We start from the raw sequence: 15991 nt of genomic DNA, 5'->3' as shown, positions 1-15991 counted from the left end.
AAATGCATGTTTATGCGTTCTGGTGTAAAAAAATTTAGACCGTTACTGCTTCATTTGCTAACACTTGAATGATTGCTTCAATGGCTTGATCCAATTCAACTTTTTTGACATTCAGCGGAGGTAATAAACGAATGACATTCGGACCAGCTGGAAGCACCAGCAAACCTTGCTCTCGAAGGGCTGTGATGTAATCACCTACTGGCTGATGACACTCAATTCCTGCCATTAATCCTTTGCCACGTACTTCTTTCACGATGTTCAGCTGCTTGACTTCTTGCAGTCTCTTTAAAAGGTACGCACCCTTTTCTTTCACTTCTGAAAGAAAGTCTTCTTTGAATATTACATCAAGGGTTGCGTTCACAGCTGACATAGCGAGCATATTGCCACCAAATGTTGTGCCATGAGAGCCTGGAGAAAATGCATCCCCTAAAGCTTTTTTCCCTATCACTGCACCGACTGGAAATCCATTTCCTAAACCTTTTGCGGCTGAAATAATATCAGGATCAAGTCCCGATTGCTCATAGGCAAATGCTGTCCCTGTTCGCCCAATACCTGTTTGGATTTCATCTACAATCAGCAGTGCTTGATGTTTTTTGCAAAACGTTTGAACGGCTTCTAGAAATTCAGCTGTAGCTGGATTCACTCCACCTTCACCTTGCACCACTTCCAGCATGACCGCTGCGACATCATCGATTTCACACGCTGTGATCGCTTCAGGGTCATTAAACGGTACATAATGAAAGCCTTCCAGCATCGGTCCAAAACCAGTTTTGATTTTATCTTGACCTGTGGCAGCCATACCAGCATACGTGCGCCCATGGAAAGAGTGCAAAAACGTCACAATATTTGTTTTACCTGTTGCTTTTCGGGCCAATTTAATAGCCCCTTCATTCGCTTCAGCCCCGCTGTTGCAGAAAAATACGAGATCTCCTGAACTGTTGGCTGCCAGCTTTTCCGCTGCTTTTTCTTGCAGTCCATTTTCAAATAGATTTGATACGTGCCAGACCTCGTCAAGCTGCTTCTTGATGGCTTGATTGACCTTTGGATGATTGTGACCTAAATTCGTGACCGCAATGCCTTGTATAAAGTCTAAATATTTTTTCCCAGTTGTATCAACTGCCCAAGAACCTTCTGCCTCTTTAATTTCAACATTCCACCGTCCGTACGTTTGAAAGAGATGACTCACAGGACCGCCTCCTTTTGTTTTACAATTCGAGTTCCTTTAAAGGTATCTCCTGTAAAAATACTGCCTTTTCCATTCACAATCATGACTTCATCCACATCTCCTGATAAAGCACTTAGCGCAGATTGCACTTTTGGAATCATTCCCCCGGAAATAATACCTTCATCGATGAGCTTGAGAGCTTCTTGTTCGGTGACAACGTCTAACAGCTCACCATTTTTTAAAATTCCTTCCACATCTGTGACAAACATGAGCTTATCAGCTTTCATAGCTCCTGCGACTGCTGATGCTGCAAGATCAGCATTTACATTTAACGTTTGGCATTCTTCGGTCATAGATAGCGGCGCAATGACGGGAATGAATTGTTTCTCCATTAGTGCTTCTGCCATCTCTGGATTGACTTCTTTGATTTCGCCAACGTACCCATATACATCTTGATCGAGAAAATCGGCGACAAGCATCTGTCCATCTTTACCAGATACACCGACAGATGATATATCATGCTTTGCCAACTCTGAAACAAAGTATTTATTCACCGTTCCTGAAAGGACCATTTCGGCTACCTCTAACACCGGCTTTGTTGTTTTGCGCTGTCCATCTACAAATTCCGTTTTCACTTCTAATTTTTGCAGCATGCTCGTGATTTCAGGACCCCCGCCATGTACGATAGCCAGTTTAAATCCAGCAGCTTGAAGTGAGCGGACATTTTCATAAAAGGTATCGGAAAGTTCTCGAATGACACTGCCTCCACACTTGAACACGATCGTTTTATCCATGTCTATCTCCTTCATTATGTGCGATAGCTCGCGTTAATTTTCACATAATCATAGGTAAGGTCACAGCCCCATGCTGCCGCTTCACCATTTCCTTCATTCATTTGAATGAAAATCGTAATCTCATCCTGCTCTAGATACGCTTTTGCTTCCTCTTCTGAGAAAGACTGAGGTTCATTATGTTTAAACAGACATTGCCCGCCTAAGTAAACTTCCACCTCTTCTGGCGTGACAGAAGCTGCGCTATGACCGATTGCTCCGACAATCCGTCCCCAGTTGGCGTCCGTACCGTATACGGCTGTTTTCACAAGACTTGAACCTACGATTTTTTTTGCAATAATACCCGCTTCTAAGTTGTTTTTTGCACCAACAACTTTCGCTTCGATTAATTTGGTTGCACCTTCTCCGTCTCTTGCAATCTCTTTTGCTAGATCTTCACAGGCTAGTTTTAATCCTTCTTTAAACAATGGCCATTCTGGATGTTCTTCATTCAGTGCCTGGTTTTCTGCCATTCCATTTGCCATCACAAGCACCATATCGTTAGTTGATGTTTCTCCATCGACGGTAATTTGATTAAACGTCACATCTGTAATGTCACGAAGAGCATTTTGCAAAGCTTCTTGTTCGACATTTGCATCGGTTGTGACAAACCCGAGCATTGTTGCCATGTTCGGATGAATCATACCAGAGCCTTTTGCTGCACCAGAAATGAGAATCTCTTTCCCGTCTATCGTCAAGGAGTATGTCGTATTTTTAATGACTGTATCTGTTGTTAAAATCGCTTCTTCAAAGTGGCCATTTCCTGCTTTTGCTTCTTTTAGCTGAGCGATGCCTGTTTTGATTTTATCCATATCCAGACACTCTCCAATGACACCAGTAGAAGATACAGCAATGTAATCAGGCTCTGTGCCTAACATGTCTGCACAGGCTGCCTGCATGTCGTATGCATCTTTTAATCCCTGCTCACCTGTACATGCGTTGGCGATGGCACTATTGACAATGACACCTTTTAGTTTGCCCGTCTTTTTTAAGCTTTTTTGTGTGACTTGAAGAGGCGCAGCTTGAAAGTGACTTTGAGTGTATACCGCTGCACTCGCTGCTGGTACTTCACTGATGATCAAGCCAAGGTCTTTTTTTGAATAGCGTAATCCTATATGAATCCCCTTTGCTTCAAAACCTTTTGGTGATGATACGTCCCCGTCAATTTTGACAATACTTTTTTCATTCAATTCGATCATGTTTGTTGTCTCCCCTGTTCTTATGGATAGAGAGGTGTCATTGTGAGGCCCGCCTCTTCATGTAAGCCTTTGATGATGTTGAAGTTTTGAACCGCTTGGCCGGCTGCACCTTTCATGAGATTATCTATGACAGATACAATCGTCAGTCTACCTGTTCGCTCATCTAAATGAAAACCAATGTCACAGAAGTTACTGCCGTATACTTCTTTTGTTTGCGGATATATCCCGTGATCTCTCACTCTTACAAAATAGGAATCTTCATAAAAATCCTTCATCCGTTTCATTAATTCTTCTTTTGTGACATCTGATTTCAATTGTGTATACATCGTCGCCATAATCCCTCTTGTCATCGGGACAAGGTGTGTTGAAAATGTGATGTTCGCCGTTTGCGGGTTCCATTCTCTAAGTACTTGTTCTATTTCAGGTGTGTGCTGATGTTCATTCACCTTATAAATTTTAAAGTTATCGTTCAGCTCTGAAAAATGTGTGCCAAGTGAGGCTGATCGTCCTGCACCGGACACCCCGGTTTTTGCATCTATTATGATCATAGATTCATCGATTAAATTCTGTTTCATCAGCGGTGCTAAACCTAGAAGAACTGCAGTAGGAAAGCAGCCGGGGTTTGCAATGACTTCCGCTTGCTTAATGGTTTCACGATTCAATTCAGATAATCCGTATACAGCTTGTTGAACCGATGCTTCATCCGCTGCCCTTCGTTTATACCACGCTTCATAAACAGTTCCATCTTGAATGCGCAAGTCACCTGATAAATCAATAATTGGCACCCCTTGATTCATGAGCTTCGGTGTGAGTTCACTTGAAACGCCTGCTGGTGTCGCTAAAAACACAGCATCTGTTTCTTGCACAATGGCAGCCGGATCAATGGCTTTTAATGTTTGGTCAGTAATCGTTGTCAGATGCGGATAAGATTGACTGTATAATTGCCCATCACCACTTGATGAATACAATATACATTCCTCCACATGTGGATGCTGCTTAAAGATACGAACTAATTCCGCACCACCGTACCCTGTAGCACCTATAATACCTATTTTCAACGTCAATACACCCTCTTGATCTTTGTGAAATTATTTAACATTATAACATGTATAAAAATTAATTCAATTGTATATTTAATATTTGTTTTCATTTTTTTTCATAAAAAAATCCACATATCTTCGTGAGACATGCGGATTTTATCTATTGTTCTTCATATTGAGGACCAGAAGCGCACTGCATAAATATAATAGGGAACTTGCATAAAAAATCAAATGAATGGTGAAGAAATCAGCAAAAAGGACGCCAAGCATAATGGCGATGGATGAAAAAAGCGCTGTCCAAAAATGATAGTGCCCAACTTCTTTCATTCGCTTTTTCTCATTTGTGAGTTCGGTGACGAGTAGTTTCTCTCCGTGCTTCTGAACACCACCTAGCACACCTAAGGCAAGCTGAATCATATAAACTTGCTCTACTTCTGTGATATGTGGAAAAAGTAGAAGAAGAAACGCCATACCAAACGAATGAATGATTAAAAAGAGACGCCTGTCGGTCGTTTCAGGAAGTTTTCCTAATAATAAATGAATGAACGCACCGCTCAAACCAAACAGACCATAAGCAAGACCAAATTGAGAATAGCTCGACCCAACATTTTTAATAAAAAGAATATAAAAAGGGAAAATGAGACTACTGGCGAAAAACAGTAGACTTTGTGAATAAACGAACCATTTCATTGCTTTAGCATTCATTGTGTATTGTACCTTTCATAAAAGTAGTTGATAAATCTGCCATCTGGATCTGCTTGCTTTTTCTTTTGAAAGAATAGATCGGTTTTTGGATACGCTTGTTTCATTTGTGCTTTCGTTTGATACGGCATGTATGGTAAGTAATAGCTTCCATGGTGCCGCAAGGTGATATCTGTCATTTGCCGGATGACCCGCTCTGCTTCTGCCTTCTCTTCTTTCTCAAAACCATAATTCACTAACAAAACAAGTGCAAACATATCTTCTTTCGCATATGAGAGATCCGCTTTTTCATTTTTTTGTACGTAGCGGATCGTGATGTTCATTAAATTCAATTCTTCCTGTTGTAAAAAGCTTCTCATGTCATCGATATACGCACGAAAACGATCAACTGGAACAAAGTATTCTTGAAGCACATCGGTATCTGACTCATTTTCATATTCTAAAAAAGCAGAATCAGACCGCATCACGTTATTTCTTGTGATCAGCTGGTCATTTTGACTTTGAAAATACTTTTTTTGCAAGTTCCATAGCAAATCTTTCCCCATATCAAATCTTCTCGAAAGGCCGAGCATAAATTTTAAAGGGATGACGAGCTGATCTTCTTTGAGCTCGCGGTATGGATCGATCTGTTGATCAGAAATAAGCGAATAATTCGTCACATACATCTCTTTCAAAAAATTTGTTTTCGCTGTAGAGATTCTTGCGAGATGCATGCGCACTTCTTTATTGTTCTTTACATGCTTTTGAAAATAATCAGTGTATTCATCGAAGTGTAGAGAGGTTGTCTCCATTTTATATAATTCATCCTTTGTTAAGGACAGCTCAACATCTAAAATGACACCGAATAAGCCGTATCCTCCAATCACGGCAGTAAATAAATCATCGCTAGGCTTTACTGTGATGATCTCTCCATCTGCTTTTAACAGTGTGAAAGAGCGCACAGTGTCAATGAGTGAGCCGTAGCGAATGTCACGTCCATGTGCATTTGCACTTAACGAGCCACCAATCGTAAAGATGTTTTGAGATTGCATCACCTTTACTGCAAGACCATATGGGTTCACATATTTTTGAATATCATCCCATGTGGCGCCGCTCTGGACCCGAATGGTCTTCTTTTTTTCATTAAATGACACGATTCGGCGAAATTTCGTCATGTCTAGTACAATGCCATTTTCATAATACGTGTGGCCGCCCATACTATGCTGCTTTCCGGCGATTGAAATGGGCAGATTCTTCTCTTTTACTTCTTCTAATACTTCTTTTAAAGATTCTATTTCTTTTCCTTGCACGACTTTTTTTATTTTGACCGGCATAAGGTGACTTACATCTGTAAACGCATCAAGTCCTTGTCTTTTGTGTACTTGACCTTCACGTATAGAGACTGATGCAAAAAAGGCAGCGCCATATCCCATCAAAAGAACGATCCATATCCACTTTCGTTTCATTATAGGTACTCCGTTCTATAAAATTACATCCATTATATCAAGCCATACTCCTCCTCTACCTTAATTTTTCATAAAAAAACCTGGTACGAGTTCAACTCATACCAGGCATTTTTCGTATTTACTTATTGAATACCAAGCGCAATTTTAGCGTATCTTGACATTTTGTCACGTGTCCAAGGTGGATTCCATACGATGTGAACTTCTGTTTCTTTCACTTCAGGCAAGTCACTTAATGCTTTTTTCACTTCATCGACGATAACTGGTGCTAGGGGACACCCCATTGATGTTAAAGTCATTGTGATATCCGCTTTTCCATTCTCATCAAGATCGACATCATAGACAAGTCCAAGGTTGACGATGTCTACGTTTAACTCAGGGTCAATCACCTGTTCTAGGGCGCCTAAAATATTTTCTTTCAATGCTTCATCCATGATATCCACTCCTTTTTCAACTAGTATAACGTACTTTTCCTTTTGGCTAAACGTTTGTGCTTTTCAGGTGTGTCACAAACCAGTCAATGGTTTCAAACATCGCTTGTCTTGAGACCTTATGGCCAGCCTGTCCATCTGTGATAAAACGAATCAGGTGCGGATCTTCTTTATATTGGGTTTCTGCTAACTCGTCATAAAGAGCTTTTGCATGTCTGTAAGGGACAACTGGATCGTTTTCTGCATGCCAGAATAACAGCGGTCTTTTGTTTAATCGATCTGTTTGCAGCGTTAAATCATAAGGGCGCAGCGCGTCTAATTGCTGATGAACCTCTTCATCTGTAATCTCTTTCATCAACCCTTTGTGCCGCATGTCCATAATTTGTGCTTGTAGGAATGTCGTATATTTCGGACTGCCCATCAAGCTGACTGCCGCTTTAATCCAATCATGTTTTGCGAGTGCACCAAAGGTCGTGATGCCTCCCATGGAAGTACCTGCAACACCTATTAGATCGGCTTCAATCAATTGTTTTTCTTGAAAATATGTTTTTAAGATATCGATTTCACGGATTTCGTTCAGGACGATTTCCCAAAACTTTGATGCCAGTTCCTCTAAGCTGAGGTTTTCTGATCTTACACCATGATAAGCACAGTCAGGCAAAATGACTCTCATGCCTTTTTCCGCCAAATGAAAGGCGAAGTGTAAGTTGTGCTCGCGTGCACTTGTAAATCCATGAATAAAAAATACAAGCGGCATCGGTTTATCTTTATTTTCAGCTTTTACGATATGTAAAAATGGAATATCGTGCGTCTTTTGCTCATCAATGGTGATCACAGCCTATGAATCCTCCTTTATCATTCCCGTCTTTGTTTATTTTAACATGTAGACAACGAAGATGTGATAAAGATACACTATAGGTGGAGGCACCCGCACCAGCTGCCTCCTATTACTTACAGATCAAAGGAGATTTTATGGAGACTAAACCTTATCTAATCGCACTTGACCTGGATGGCACGTTATTAAAAGACGATAAAACGATTTCTGCACACACACTTGATGTCATTCAAAAAGTGAAAGACAGCGGGCATCATGTCTGTATTTCAACTGGCCGGCCATTTCGTTCCAGCTCTCCTTATTATCAGCAATTGCAGCTCGATTCACCGATTGTGAACTTTAATGGAGCGTTTGTCCATCATCCTCTTGATGAAAAATGGGGCAGATTTCACACATCACTTGATCTTCAAGTCGTGAAACAGCTTGTGGATATTAGTGAGGAATATAAAGTACACAATGTGTTAGCTGAAGTGCTAGACGATTTGTATTTCCATTATCATGATGAAAAGCTCATTGATATATTTAATATGAATGCAAACAAAGTGACCGTCGGAGACCTTCGGAACAATCTTGGAGAGAATGTCACAAGCGTCTTAATTCACGCAAAAGAAGAAGACGTCGGAGCGATTCGGAGCTATTTGACAGATGTTCATGCAGAAGTGATTGACCACAGACGCTGGGCTGCTCCGTGGCATGTCATTGAAATCATTAAAACAGGTATGAATAAAGCCGTTGGACTGCAAAAGATCAGTGATTATTACGGTGTACCTCAGGAGCGGATTGTGGCATTCGGAGATGAAGACAATGATTTAGAGATGCTTGAATTTGCTGGATGCGGGGTTGCAATGGGCAACGGGATTGATGCAGTGAAACGCGTCTCTAATGAAGTGACAGATACGAATGAACAAGATGGGATTGCAAAATTCCTAACGAATTACTTCTCGCTTTAATTTTTCCATTCATACATAGCAGGTCGAAGCGGGCATACTACCGTTAGACAGGTTGTCCTGTCAGCTTGTGTAAAGGGGCGGATTCCGAATGGGTAAAAGAAGCAAATCGAAACGCTTTATACAACAAGGTAAAGATTCAGTCAGTCTGCATGACGCACGTTTTCCGTATCGTTCCACACTTGAAGAAGCTGCGGAGGACAGGGGAAATATGAAGACTGATGCTTCTGGAGGTTCATTGTGAGAAACGAACTTTTTGATCAAGCCAAATCATTTACTGAAGAAGCCCTTACTTCTTCATTTCCATCTGGTTTAGAGCGTCAACAAGCAGTTCAGCGAGCTAAAAACGCCGTATCATCTGCATTTGCTAATTCGACAGATGCAGAAAGAAACCAGCTGCATACGTTCCAAGACCTGCTTGATGATCTTTAACGAAAAAAGCTGTCCGCTTTGTGGACAGCTTTTCTTATGCTTATTTCACTTGGAACGTTTTCTTCTCAGTGATTTGCTTTAGCCCTTCTGCTTTTCCTTTAAATGTGACGACCGCTTCATACGTTCCCGGCTCCACACCGTTTGACCACGTATCTTGGAAGTCATATGTTTCATCTGCTTTCAGCACAAAGGATTGGATGGCTTGTGTGAACATACGGTCTTTCGAGTAACGGTATTTTTCATTTCCGTCTTCATCGTACACACTCAATTCGAATTTTTGGCTTGTGTTAAACGTGAATTCAATATCTCGATCTGATTCATTTTTTAGTGACATATGAAATTGAACCGAAGAACCTTTTTGGACGGGGTCTACTGTGAGTACAACGGTTTTTTCTCCCATTTGACCGGATACCTCCTTGTCTGGTTCATCCTTTTTTTGTTGTCCACAAGCTGTTAAAACCAATAGAACGAGAAAAAGCACTAACCCTTTTTTCATCTTCTACCCACCTTTTAATCTCGTCTGAAAAATCCAAGAATATTGGTTGTTTGAACAATATTTGTAAAGGCTTTTGGATCGACTTCCTTTATAATTTGTTCAAGTTCATACAGCTCATACCTTGTAATGACAATGACCATCATTTCTTTTTGTTCATTGGTAAATGCCCCTTTTGCCGGAACAGTCGTAATCCCTCTGACCATTTTTCCATAAATGGCTTCTTTGATTTCATCTGCTTTCTTTGTCACAATCATGGCAGTCAGCTTTTCATGTCTCGTATGGATAGCATCAATTACCCTAGTCGTCACATATAATGTGACAAGGGTATATAAAGCTTTCTCCCAACCTTGTAACAATCCTGCTGTAAAAATGATAATTCCGTTTAAAATGAAGAAATACGTGCCCACTGGTTTGTCTTTCCATTTCGCTAAAATCATCGCAATAATGTCAAGGCCGCCTGTAGATGCCCCATATTTCAGTGTAATCCCAATGCCAAGTGCAGAAATGACTCCGCCAAATACAGCATTTAATAAAATATCTTCAGAAACACTTGTCTCTGGTAAAATGCCGAGGAAAATCGTTGTCAGTGCCACACTAATAATGCTATACAAAGTAAAGGAACGACCAACCTTCATCCAGCCTAAAATGCCGACCGGAATGTTTAAAATAAATAATAGGATCCCTGTTGATAAATAAAACGGTGCATATTGATCGATTAAACTAGATAATAGCTGGGCAACCCCTGTAAAACCACTTGCATATACGTCAGCAGGGATTAAAAATAAATTCAGCCCAATCGCATTGAGTAAGGCACCAATGACGACGACGATGAATTTTTTTGCTTCTCCAATGAACATGTTGTCATTCCTCCACTTACCATTCTCTCTATGGTTTTCCCTAAAATTTAGAATTTGAACACGAAAAAATGATTTTCTATGATATAGTTAGGCTAAAAAGATGTAAAATATGGTTGATTTTTTTAGAAAGAAGGGATTTTGATGACTGTTCATATCATAGCAGACAGTGCTGCTGATCTGCCTCTTTCTTATTATGATGAACAAAACATGACACTCATTCCGCTTCGTGTATTACTCGGCGAGCAGGAATTTGAGGATTTGATCACCATTGAACCAAAACAAGTATTTGATGCGATGAGACAAGGCGCAAGTCCAAAAACATCACAAGCTTCACCGAACCGGATCAAAGAAGCCTTTGTTTCTGCGGCCCAAACCCATACATCGGCTATTTATGTTGCCTTTTCATCAGAGCTTTCAGGTACATACCAAACCGCTGTGATGATGGCAAACGAAGTGAAGGAAGAATACCCTGATTTCGATTTACGAATCATTGATTCTAAATGTGCTTCACTTGGTTATGGACTAGCTGTCAAACACGCTCAATCACTTGCCATTGACGGAAATACAATACAAGAAATTGAAACGTCTGTAAAGCATTTTTGTGAATCTTTACAACATATTTTTACTGTAGACGATTTATCGTATTTAGCAAGAGGCGGAAGAATCAGTAAAGCGTCCGCATTTGTTGGCGGATTGTTAAGTATTAAACCCATTTTACACGTTAAGGATGGAAAACTGATACCCCTTGAAAAAATTCGTGGCCGTAAAAAATTGTTGAAACGCATTATCGAGCTGATGAAAGAACGCGGATCTGACTGGTCTAGTCAAACTGTTGGCATTAGTCATGGAGATGACCCTGCACTTGCAGAAGAAATGAGACAATTAATCGAAGCCGAATTTCATCCAAAAGAAATCGACATCCAGGTCATCGGCGCGGCTGTTGGGTCCCACTCAGGCCCTAGCACACTTGCCATCTTCTTTACAGGCAGCCCATCATAAAAAGCACCCTTCCCTGAAACATCACGGGAAGGGTGCTTTTCTTATGATAGCTTAAATCGGTGAACGGTTTCGTTTAACCTTGCTGTCATACTCATCAGTTCTTCTACTTGTTTGTTCATTTGATGGAAAGATTGCAGCTGTTCGTTTGCCGAGGCAGAAATTTCTTCGCTGCCCGCTGCCGTTTCTTCTACAACGGCACTAATATTTTCAATCGAGTGCAGCACTTGTCCGCCAAGCTCTGTTGATTGAATAATTTGGTCATTTAAGACCGCCATTTCTTGCTTAATATGTTGTGCTTTTGTTTCTATATCTTCAAAGGAGTGTGAGGTTTTGTCCATTGCATCTTGCTGCTGAAGTGATAGCTTGACCCCTTCTTGTACAGTTTGGCTAATGGATTGAATGCCTTTTTCAATATGACTCACCATGTCAAAAATTTGTCTTGTTGCACGAGACGATTCATCTGCCAGCTTACGAATTTCGTCCGCTACGACGGCAAACCCTTTGCCAGCTTCTCCTGCTCTTGCCGCTTCAATCGCCGCATTGAGTGAGAGGAGGTTTGTCTGGTCCGCAATATCAGAAACCGTTTTGGCCATTGCGGAGATTCCGCTTGCGTATTGAGTGAATTCTCCTGCTGACTCTTCAATTTGTCTCGTCGCACGTGTATTTTTTTCAATGGCTGCTTTTGTTTCTGTTAACGTGTGCTTTCCGCTTTCCACCGCTTCAATGGCATCCTCTGTACTACGGATGACTGTATGTGATCTTTCGGAATTCTTACGGCCATGTGAATCCATTTTCTCAATCAAACTAACGCCATGCTGAAGGTCTTCTGAAATCGCTTGTGAACCATTCGCCATTTCGTCTGTCGATACAGACACTTGATTGGCCGATTCCATAAGCTTTTTGTTTTCATCATCTAGCTGAATCGAGAATGATTCCACTTGGCTTGAGACATGGCTGATTTCTTGAATCAAGCTAACCAGCTGATCCGTCATTTGATTGAACGACTCATTTAAGCCACCGATTTCATCTTTCCGCTTGATGTTCATCCGCTCCACAGCGAGGTTTCCTTCGGCAATCTGTTTTGCCCGGTAAGAAAGGGATTTGATTGGTGTCACAATGGATCTCGTTAAACCAATATTTAAAAAGACGGCGATAACAATCAGCGTGAGGGCTGCGGCAGATGCGCTTGTGATGATCCTTTGCACATTGTCTGCCGCCTCCTCTAAATGATATTCATACGCTTCTTGTGCTCTTTTATTCATCGTATGCACGTCGTTTAAAACACCGTCAATTCTGGCAGCCACTCGTCTGGCATCAGAGGCATTTTTTTCACCAATGGCATTGTTTGCTTCTTGCGTCCATGTGTCAAACTTTGAATTTAACCGTGTTAGGGCTTCTTTGTTCATATTTCCTGCGTTTTTGTTTAACGTTTGCAGCTGTTTTTTCGCTGTCGATATATCGCTTTGAACGACCTCTAGCTGTTCATCTGAAAGGGTCATGGAATAATTGGTCATGGCTTGTTCGACACTTTCAAAGCTGGCCTTCGTTTTTTGTACGTTTAGTAAGGTTTGAACTTCTGTTTCGCTTGATGACTGAATCTTTGTCATGCTCACAATAATAAAGGCAATTACGCCAACCGCTAAAAGAAGTGAAATGAGTGAGTTGAGCAAAATTTTGATGCGTAAGCTCATGATGCTGCCCCCTCTTCTTTCAGAAGTGTCTGCTTCAGTCCATTTAATTTTTTGGTCAATTTCTCAGCATCTTTGAGCACCCGGATTCTTGCCATATCGATTCCGTCATTACTTAAGTCATAGACGATATGCCCGCTTTTGATTTTGCTGCTTTTAACGAGCTGTTCGCTGAATTGATAGACGACTTCATCTACTTTTTTGACCATAGACGAAATAACGGCTTTTTCAGCTGTATAATACTGATCGCTGTCCACGCCAATTGCATATTTGCCTTGCGTTTGCGCTTCTTTTAATACACCAACACCCGTATAACCGGCTGCAGCATATAAAACATCTGCTTTCTTTTTGATCATGTCTTTCGCTATTTTACTGCCTTTACCTGCATCACTAAATGTGCCAGCATACGTGGATACGACCTTGATTTTCGGATTCACAGATTTTGCGCCTTTTTGATAGCCTTGTTCAAATCGGTGGATCACCTCTGCATCGACTCCGCCCACAAAACCAATGACATCACTTTTTGTTGTCATGGCAGCAAGTGCTCCCGCTAGATAGCTGCCCTGCTCTTCTTTAAAAGTCACTGATGTGACATTTTTCAGTTCAGACACAGCATCAATGAGTAAAAATTGCTTTTTCGGATATTTTTTCGCTACCTTTTCTAAGTCTTCTTGCATACTGAAACCTACACCGATGATCAGGTCATTTCCATCTTTCACAAGCTCGGTCAGCCCTTTTTCATATGTATCGGTTTCTGCAATTTCTCTATAATCGAATTCAATGCCAAGCTCATCACGTGCTTTTTCTAATCCTTTAAATGATGAATCGTTAAATGATTGATCACCAAGACCATCATCCGTCAGCATGACACCAATATGCTTCGCATTTGATATCGGTGGTCCTCCCTGCTGATTGCTGCATGAGGCGAGTACCATGATCATCGCTGCCATCAGAAGTAATGAAATCTTCACTTTCATCCAAAAACACACTCCTTTTATCATCCTTACCCCTTATTTATCGGATTTGAGAGGCATTGTTTCAATGATAAAGTGAAGGATTTTCAGCTTTTTTCATGACTTTTTTCACTGAAAAAAACCATTATTTAAGATAAAAATAAAAAAAGCGAGCAAATGCTCACTTTTTCTCGTATGTCCATCCTTCTTTTTGGTAAACAAGATCATTTTTCATCAGATGACCTAATGCTCGTTTGAAGGCTGCTTTGCTCATTTGAAATCTTTCCCGGATATCTTCTGGATCACTTTTATCCCCGTAAGGCATTGCACCGTTTCTCGTTCTCATATAAGTTAAAATTTCTTCTGCATCGACAGATAATGCATCCTGTTTTCTAGGCAGCAGAGAAACGTTCACGGTTCCGTCCTCTTTCACTGCAATGACGCGTCCTGTCACGGTCGATCCTAATCTAGGCTCTTCCTTTCGTTCCGTGCGGTGGATAAACCCACGCACGCCTGTATCTGTCAGCATAAAAGAACCTGTCGCAATTAAGCGATAAATCGTTCCCGTAATTTCTTTGTTCATTAACGTTTCTGGCGCCTCAGTAAATAATTCACTGATCACATCTTCAGTGGCTGGTTTTGCGAACATTCTCCCGTAACTTGTCACTTTGAGCATACAGTATAGTTTGTCGCCTTTTTTCGGCCACGCTTCCTCAAAAGGCGGGAGGTGTTCAGTTGCAACAAGTGCATCCTTTGACAAACCTATATCGACAAAAGCACCCATATCTTCTACAACGTCTACGACTTCTACCCAGTCGTATGTATGTGCATTGATTTTAGGAATTTTCATCGTCGCTGCCAGTCTTTCCTCATGATCTACATATAAGTAGACCTCTACTTCATCACGATCTCCAATATCCTCTGTCATCTCACTGCGATGTAGAAGAACAGAATCTTCGCCATCTGTTAAAAAGTAGCCGTATTCCATCTCGTTATCTATTTGCAAGGTCAGTTGCTCACCTGGTCTCATGTTCTCTTCCTTCCTATCTGCCCTTAAAAGAGCGTTCGTTCATCTTTTGATTCACTTTATTCTACTATACTTCTGTCATCATGAACATCTCTAGTTCTGTTAGCTAAAGTGGACAAACTGTACTTGAATTATACCGCATGCATCTGAACTCTCCTCGATAAAGTTTCTTCTTCCCCTATGGGCATGATAAAATAGACGCAATATCTATAGTTGGAGGTCATATGTGATGGCAAAAGAAAGTTCATTTGATATTGTATCGAAGGTGGAGCTGCCAGAAGTGCAAAACGCCATTCAAGCAGCACTGAAAGAAATTAAAAACCGTTATGATTTTAAAGGAAGTAAAAGTGATATTTCACTAGAAAAAGAAGAACTCGTTCTCATTTCTGATGATGACTTCAAGCTGGAGCAGCTAAAGGATGTCCTTGTGACAAAACTGATTAAACGAAACGTACCGACTAAAAACATTGACTACGGAAAAACAGAACATGCCCTAGGTGGAACCGTTCGCCAGCGTGCAAAGCTGATTAGCGGGATTGATAAGGACAATGCCAAAAAGATCAATGCCTTGATTAAACAATCTGGTTTAAAAGTAAAGTCGCAATTTCAAGATGACCAAGTGCGTGTGACAGGAAAAAATAAAGATGATTTACAAGAAGTGATGGCGCTCATGCGCAAGGCAGATTTACCGATTGACGTCCAATTTATAAATTTTCGATAAATTTCAAATTTTCCATTGATTATTTCCGATTTTTTCGATACAGTTGATGGAAGTTCAATTCATTGACATGTTCATATCGCTTTCTTATCAAGAGAGGCAGAGGGACTGGCCCTGTGAAGCCTCAGCAACCGGTGTAGTAGAAATCTATTTTCTATGACCAAGGTGCTAAATCCAGCAAGCAACTGCTTGGAAGATAAGGAGAAGAATTTCAATACAGCCAAAAAGTC

18 protein-coding genes and 1 riboswitch are annotated in these 15991 nt (G+C 40.9%); of the genes, 5 read left to right on the top strand and 13 right to left on the bottom strand.

Features of this window, described 5'->3' with window-relative positions; translation table 11 throughout:
• Positions 1-34 precede the first annotated feature (34 nt).
• The 8 genes from M2353_RS05615 to M2353_RS05580 form a co-directional block, all read right to left on the bottom strand.
• Positions 35-1186 carry an acetylornithine transaminase gene (locus M2353_RS05615; RefSeq protein ID WP_008348527.1) on the bottom strand — a complete coding sequence of 384 codons (1152 nt, stop codon included), beginning with the start codon at positions 1184-1186 and terminating at the stop codon, positions 35-37.
• Positions 1183-1959: an acetylglutamate kinase gene (gene argB / locus M2353_RS05610; RefSeq protein ID WP_017360181.1), complete on the bottom strand. Its 777-nt coding sequence runs from the start codon at positions 1957-1959 to the stop codon at positions 1183-1185. Before argB ends, M2353_RS05615 begins: the two co-directional genes overlap by 4 nt.
• Positions 1960-1973: 14 nt before the next feature.
• Positions 1974-3194 (bottom strand): bifunctional ornithine acetyltransferase/N-acetylglutamate synthase, encoded by a 1221-nt coding sequence (gene argJ, locus M2353_RS05605; protein WP_007499060.1) that lies wholly within the window; start codon positions 3192-3194, stop codon positions 1974-1976.
• A 20-nt stretch (positions 3195-3214) separates the two neighbouring features.
• Positions 3215-4252 (bottom strand): N-acetyl-gamma-glutamyl-phosphate reductase, encoded by a 1038-nt coding sequence (gene argC, locus M2353_RS05600; RefSeq protein ID WP_026050072.1) that lies wholly within the window; start codon positions 4250-4252, stop codon positions 3215-3217.
• 138 nt (positions 4253-4390) lie between these two features.
• Complete coding sequence (locus M2353_RS05595; protein ID WP_284725094.1) at positions 4391-4939, bottom strand: MFS transporter; 549 nt, start codon at positions 4937-4939, stop codon at positions 4391-4393.
• Entirely contained in the window at positions 4936-6381 is a 1446-nt protein-coding gene (locus tag M2353_RS05590) for an FAD-binding protein (protein WP_284725093.1), read from the bottom strand. The genes M2353_RS05595 and M2353_RS05590 overlap by 4 nt, the downstream gene beginning before the upstream one ends.
• Positions 6382-6503: 122 nt before the next feature.
• Positions 6504-6812, bottom strand: a complete 309-nt coding sequence (locus M2353_RS05585; protein ID WP_003211530.1) for a metal-sulfur cluster assembly factor — start codon at positions 6810-6812, stop codon at positions 6504-6506.
• Positions 6813-6858: 46 nt separating this feature from the next.
• A complete protein-coding gene (locus tag M2353_RS05580; protein WP_024720048.1) occupies positions 6859-7644 on the bottom strand; it encodes an alpha/beta fold hydrolase in 786 nt (261 codons plus the stop codon).
• Positions 7645-7781: 137 nt separating this feature from the next.
• Between M2353_RS05580 and M2353_RS05575 the strand changes: the two genes are divergently transcribed.
• The 3 genes from M2353_RS05575 (at position 7782) to M2353_RS05565 (ending at position 9023) form a co-directional block, all read left to right on the top strand.
• Positions 7782-8594 carry a Cof-type HAD-IIB family hydrolase gene (locus M2353_RS05575; protein WP_008348537.1) on the top strand — a complete coding sequence of 271 codons (813 nt, stop codon included), beginning with the start codon at positions 7782-7784 and terminating at the stop codon, positions 8592-8594.
• Positions 8595-8682: 88 nt separating this feature from the next.
• Entirely contained in the window at positions 8683-8835 is a 153-nt protein-coding gene (locus M2353_RS05570; RefSeq protein WP_008348539.1) for a hypothetical protein, read from the top strand.
• Positions 8832-9023 (top strand): DUF3813 domain-containing protein, encoded by a 192-nt coding sequence (locus tag M2353_RS05565; RefSeq protein ID WP_008348541.1) that lies wholly within the window; start codon positions 8832-8834, stop codon positions 9021-9023. The genes M2353_RS05570 and M2353_RS05565 overlap by 4 nt, the downstream gene beginning before the upstream one ends.
• A gap of 40 nt (positions 9024-9063) precedes the next feature.
• On the opposite strand, the gene M2353_RS05560 is transcribed toward M2353_RS05565, so the two are convergent.
• Both M2353_RS05560 and M2353_RS05555 read right to left on the bottom strand, forming a co-directional pair.
• Entirely contained in the window at positions 9064-9519 is a 456-nt protein-coding gene (locus M2353_RS05560) for a BsuPI-related putative proteinase inhibitor (protein ID WP_008348542.1), read from the bottom strand.
• A gap of 14 nt (positions 9520-9533) precedes the next feature.
• Positions 9534-10376: a YitT family protein gene (locus M2353_RS05555; RefSeq protein WP_007499067.1), complete on the bottom strand. Its 843-nt coding sequence runs from the start codon at positions 10374-10376 to the stop codon at positions 9534-9536.
• A gap of 141 nt (positions 10377-10517) precedes the next feature.
• Here M2353_RS05555 and M2353_RS05550 point away from each other — a divergent pair, with 141 nt between their 5' ends.
• A complete protein-coding gene (locus M2353_RS05550; protein ID WP_284725092.1) occupies positions 10518-11375 on the top strand; it encodes a DegV family protein in 858 nt (285 codons plus the stop codon).
• 41 nt (positions 11376-11416) lie between these two features.
• Here the strand turns inward: M2353_RS05550 and M2353_RS05545 are convergent, their stop codons facing one another.
• From M2353_RS05545 to M2353_RS05535, 3 genes are all read right to left on the bottom strand, one after another.
• Positions 11417-13066 carry a methyl-accepting chemotaxis protein gene (locus M2353_RS05545; protein ID WP_284725091.1) on the bottom strand — a complete coding sequence of 550 codons (1650 nt, stop codon included), beginning with the start codon at positions 13064-13066 and terminating at the stop codon, positions 11417-11419.
• Entirely contained in the window at positions 13063-14040 is a 978-nt protein-coding gene (locus M2353_RS05540) for a BMP family lipoprotein (RefSeq protein ID WP_025207132.1), read from the bottom strand. Before M2353_RS05540 ends, M2353_RS05545 begins: the two co-directional genes overlap by 4 nt.
• 157 nt (positions 14041-14197) lie before the next feature.
• The gene (locus M2353_RS05535) at positions 14198-15046 is read right to left on the bottom strand and encodes a CvfB family protein (RefSeq protein WP_017360190.1); all 849 of its coding nucleotides are present in this window, start codon (positions 15044-15046) and stop codon (positions 14198-14200) included.
• 226 nt (positions 15047-15272) lie between these two features.
• Between M2353_RS05535 and M2353_RS05530 the strand changes: the two genes are divergently transcribed.
• On the top strand, positions 15273-15764 hold the full coding sequence (locus M2353_RS05530) for a YajQ family cyclic di-GMP-binding protein (RefSeq protein ID WP_024720044.1): 492 nt from the start codon (positions 15273-15275) through the stop codon (positions 15762-15764).
• A gap of 81 nt (positions 15765-15845) precedes the next feature.
• A riboswitch (SAM riboswitch) is annotated at positions 15846-15964 on the top strand.
• The last annotated feature ends 27 nt before the right edge of the window (positions 15965-15991 follow it).

The organism is Bacillus aerius (assembly GCF_029894105.1).
Classification (GTDB): Bacteria; Bacillota; Bacilli; order Bacillales; family Bacillaceae; genus Bacillus; species Bacillus altitudinis.
The sequence above is the reverse complement of the archived record's forward strand: the minus strand, read 5'-3'. Positions and strand labels throughout refer to the sequence as shown.

Excerpts from the sequence above, each read along its gene's own strand:
- M2353_RS05540 (WP_025207132.1), bottom strand. The coding sequence starts at position 14,040 with ATGAAAGTGAAGATTTCATTACTTCTGATGGCAGCGATGATCATGGTA.
- M2353_RS05570 (WP_008348539.1), top strand. The coding sequence starts at position 8,683 with ATGGGTAAAAGAAGCAAATCGAAACGCTTTATACAACAAGGTAAAGAT.
- M2353_RS05550 (WP_284725092.1), top strand. The coding sequence starts at position 10,518 with ATGACTGTTCATATCATAGCAGACAGTGCTGCTGATCTGCCTCTTTCT.
- M2353_RS05555 (WP_007499067.1), bottom strand. The coding sequence starts at position 10,376 with ATGTTCATTGGAGAAGCAAAAAAATTCATCGTCGTCGTCATTGGTGCC.
- M2353_RS05530 (WP_024720044.1), top strand. The coding sequence starts at position 15,273 with ATGGCAAAAGAAAGTTCATTTGATATTGTATCGAAGGTGGAGCTGCCA.
- argJ (WP_007499060.1), bottom strand. The coding sequence starts at position 3,194 with ATGATCGAATTGAATGAAAAAAGTATTGTCAAAATTGACGGGGACGTA.
- M2353_RS05535 (WP_017360190.1), bottom strand. The coding sequence starts at position 15,046 with ATGAGACCAGGTGAGCAACTGACCTTGCAAATAGATAACGAGATGGAA.
- M2353_RS05595 (WP_284725094.1), bottom strand. The coding sequence starts at position 4,939 with ATGAATGCTAAAGCAATGAAATGGTTCGTTTATTCACAAAGTCTACTG.
- M2353_RS05590 (WP_284725093.1), bottom strand. The coding sequence starts at position 6,381 with ATGAAACGAAAGTGGATATGGATCGTTCTTTTGATGGGATATGGCGCT.
- M2353_RS05585 (WP_003211530.1), bottom strand. The coding sequence starts at position 6,812 with ATGGATGAAGCATTGAAAGAAAATATTTTAGGCGCCCTAGAACAGGTG.
- argB (WP_017360181.1), bottom strand. The coding sequence starts at position 1,959 with ATGGATAAAACGATCGTGTTCAAGTGTGGAGGCAGTGTCATTCGAGAA.
- M2353_RS05575 (WP_008348537.1), top strand. The coding sequence starts at position 7,782 with ATGGAGACTAAACCTTATCTAATCGCACTTGACCTGGATGGCACGTTA.
- M2353_RS05560 (WP_008348542.1), bottom strand. The coding sequence starts at position 9,519 with ATGAAAAAAGGGTTAGTGCTTTTTCTCGTTCTATTGGTTTTAACAGCT.
- M2353_RS05545 (WP_284725091.1), bottom strand. The coding sequence starts at position 13,066 with ATGAGCTTACGCATCAAAATTTTGCTCAACTCACTCATTTCACTTCTT.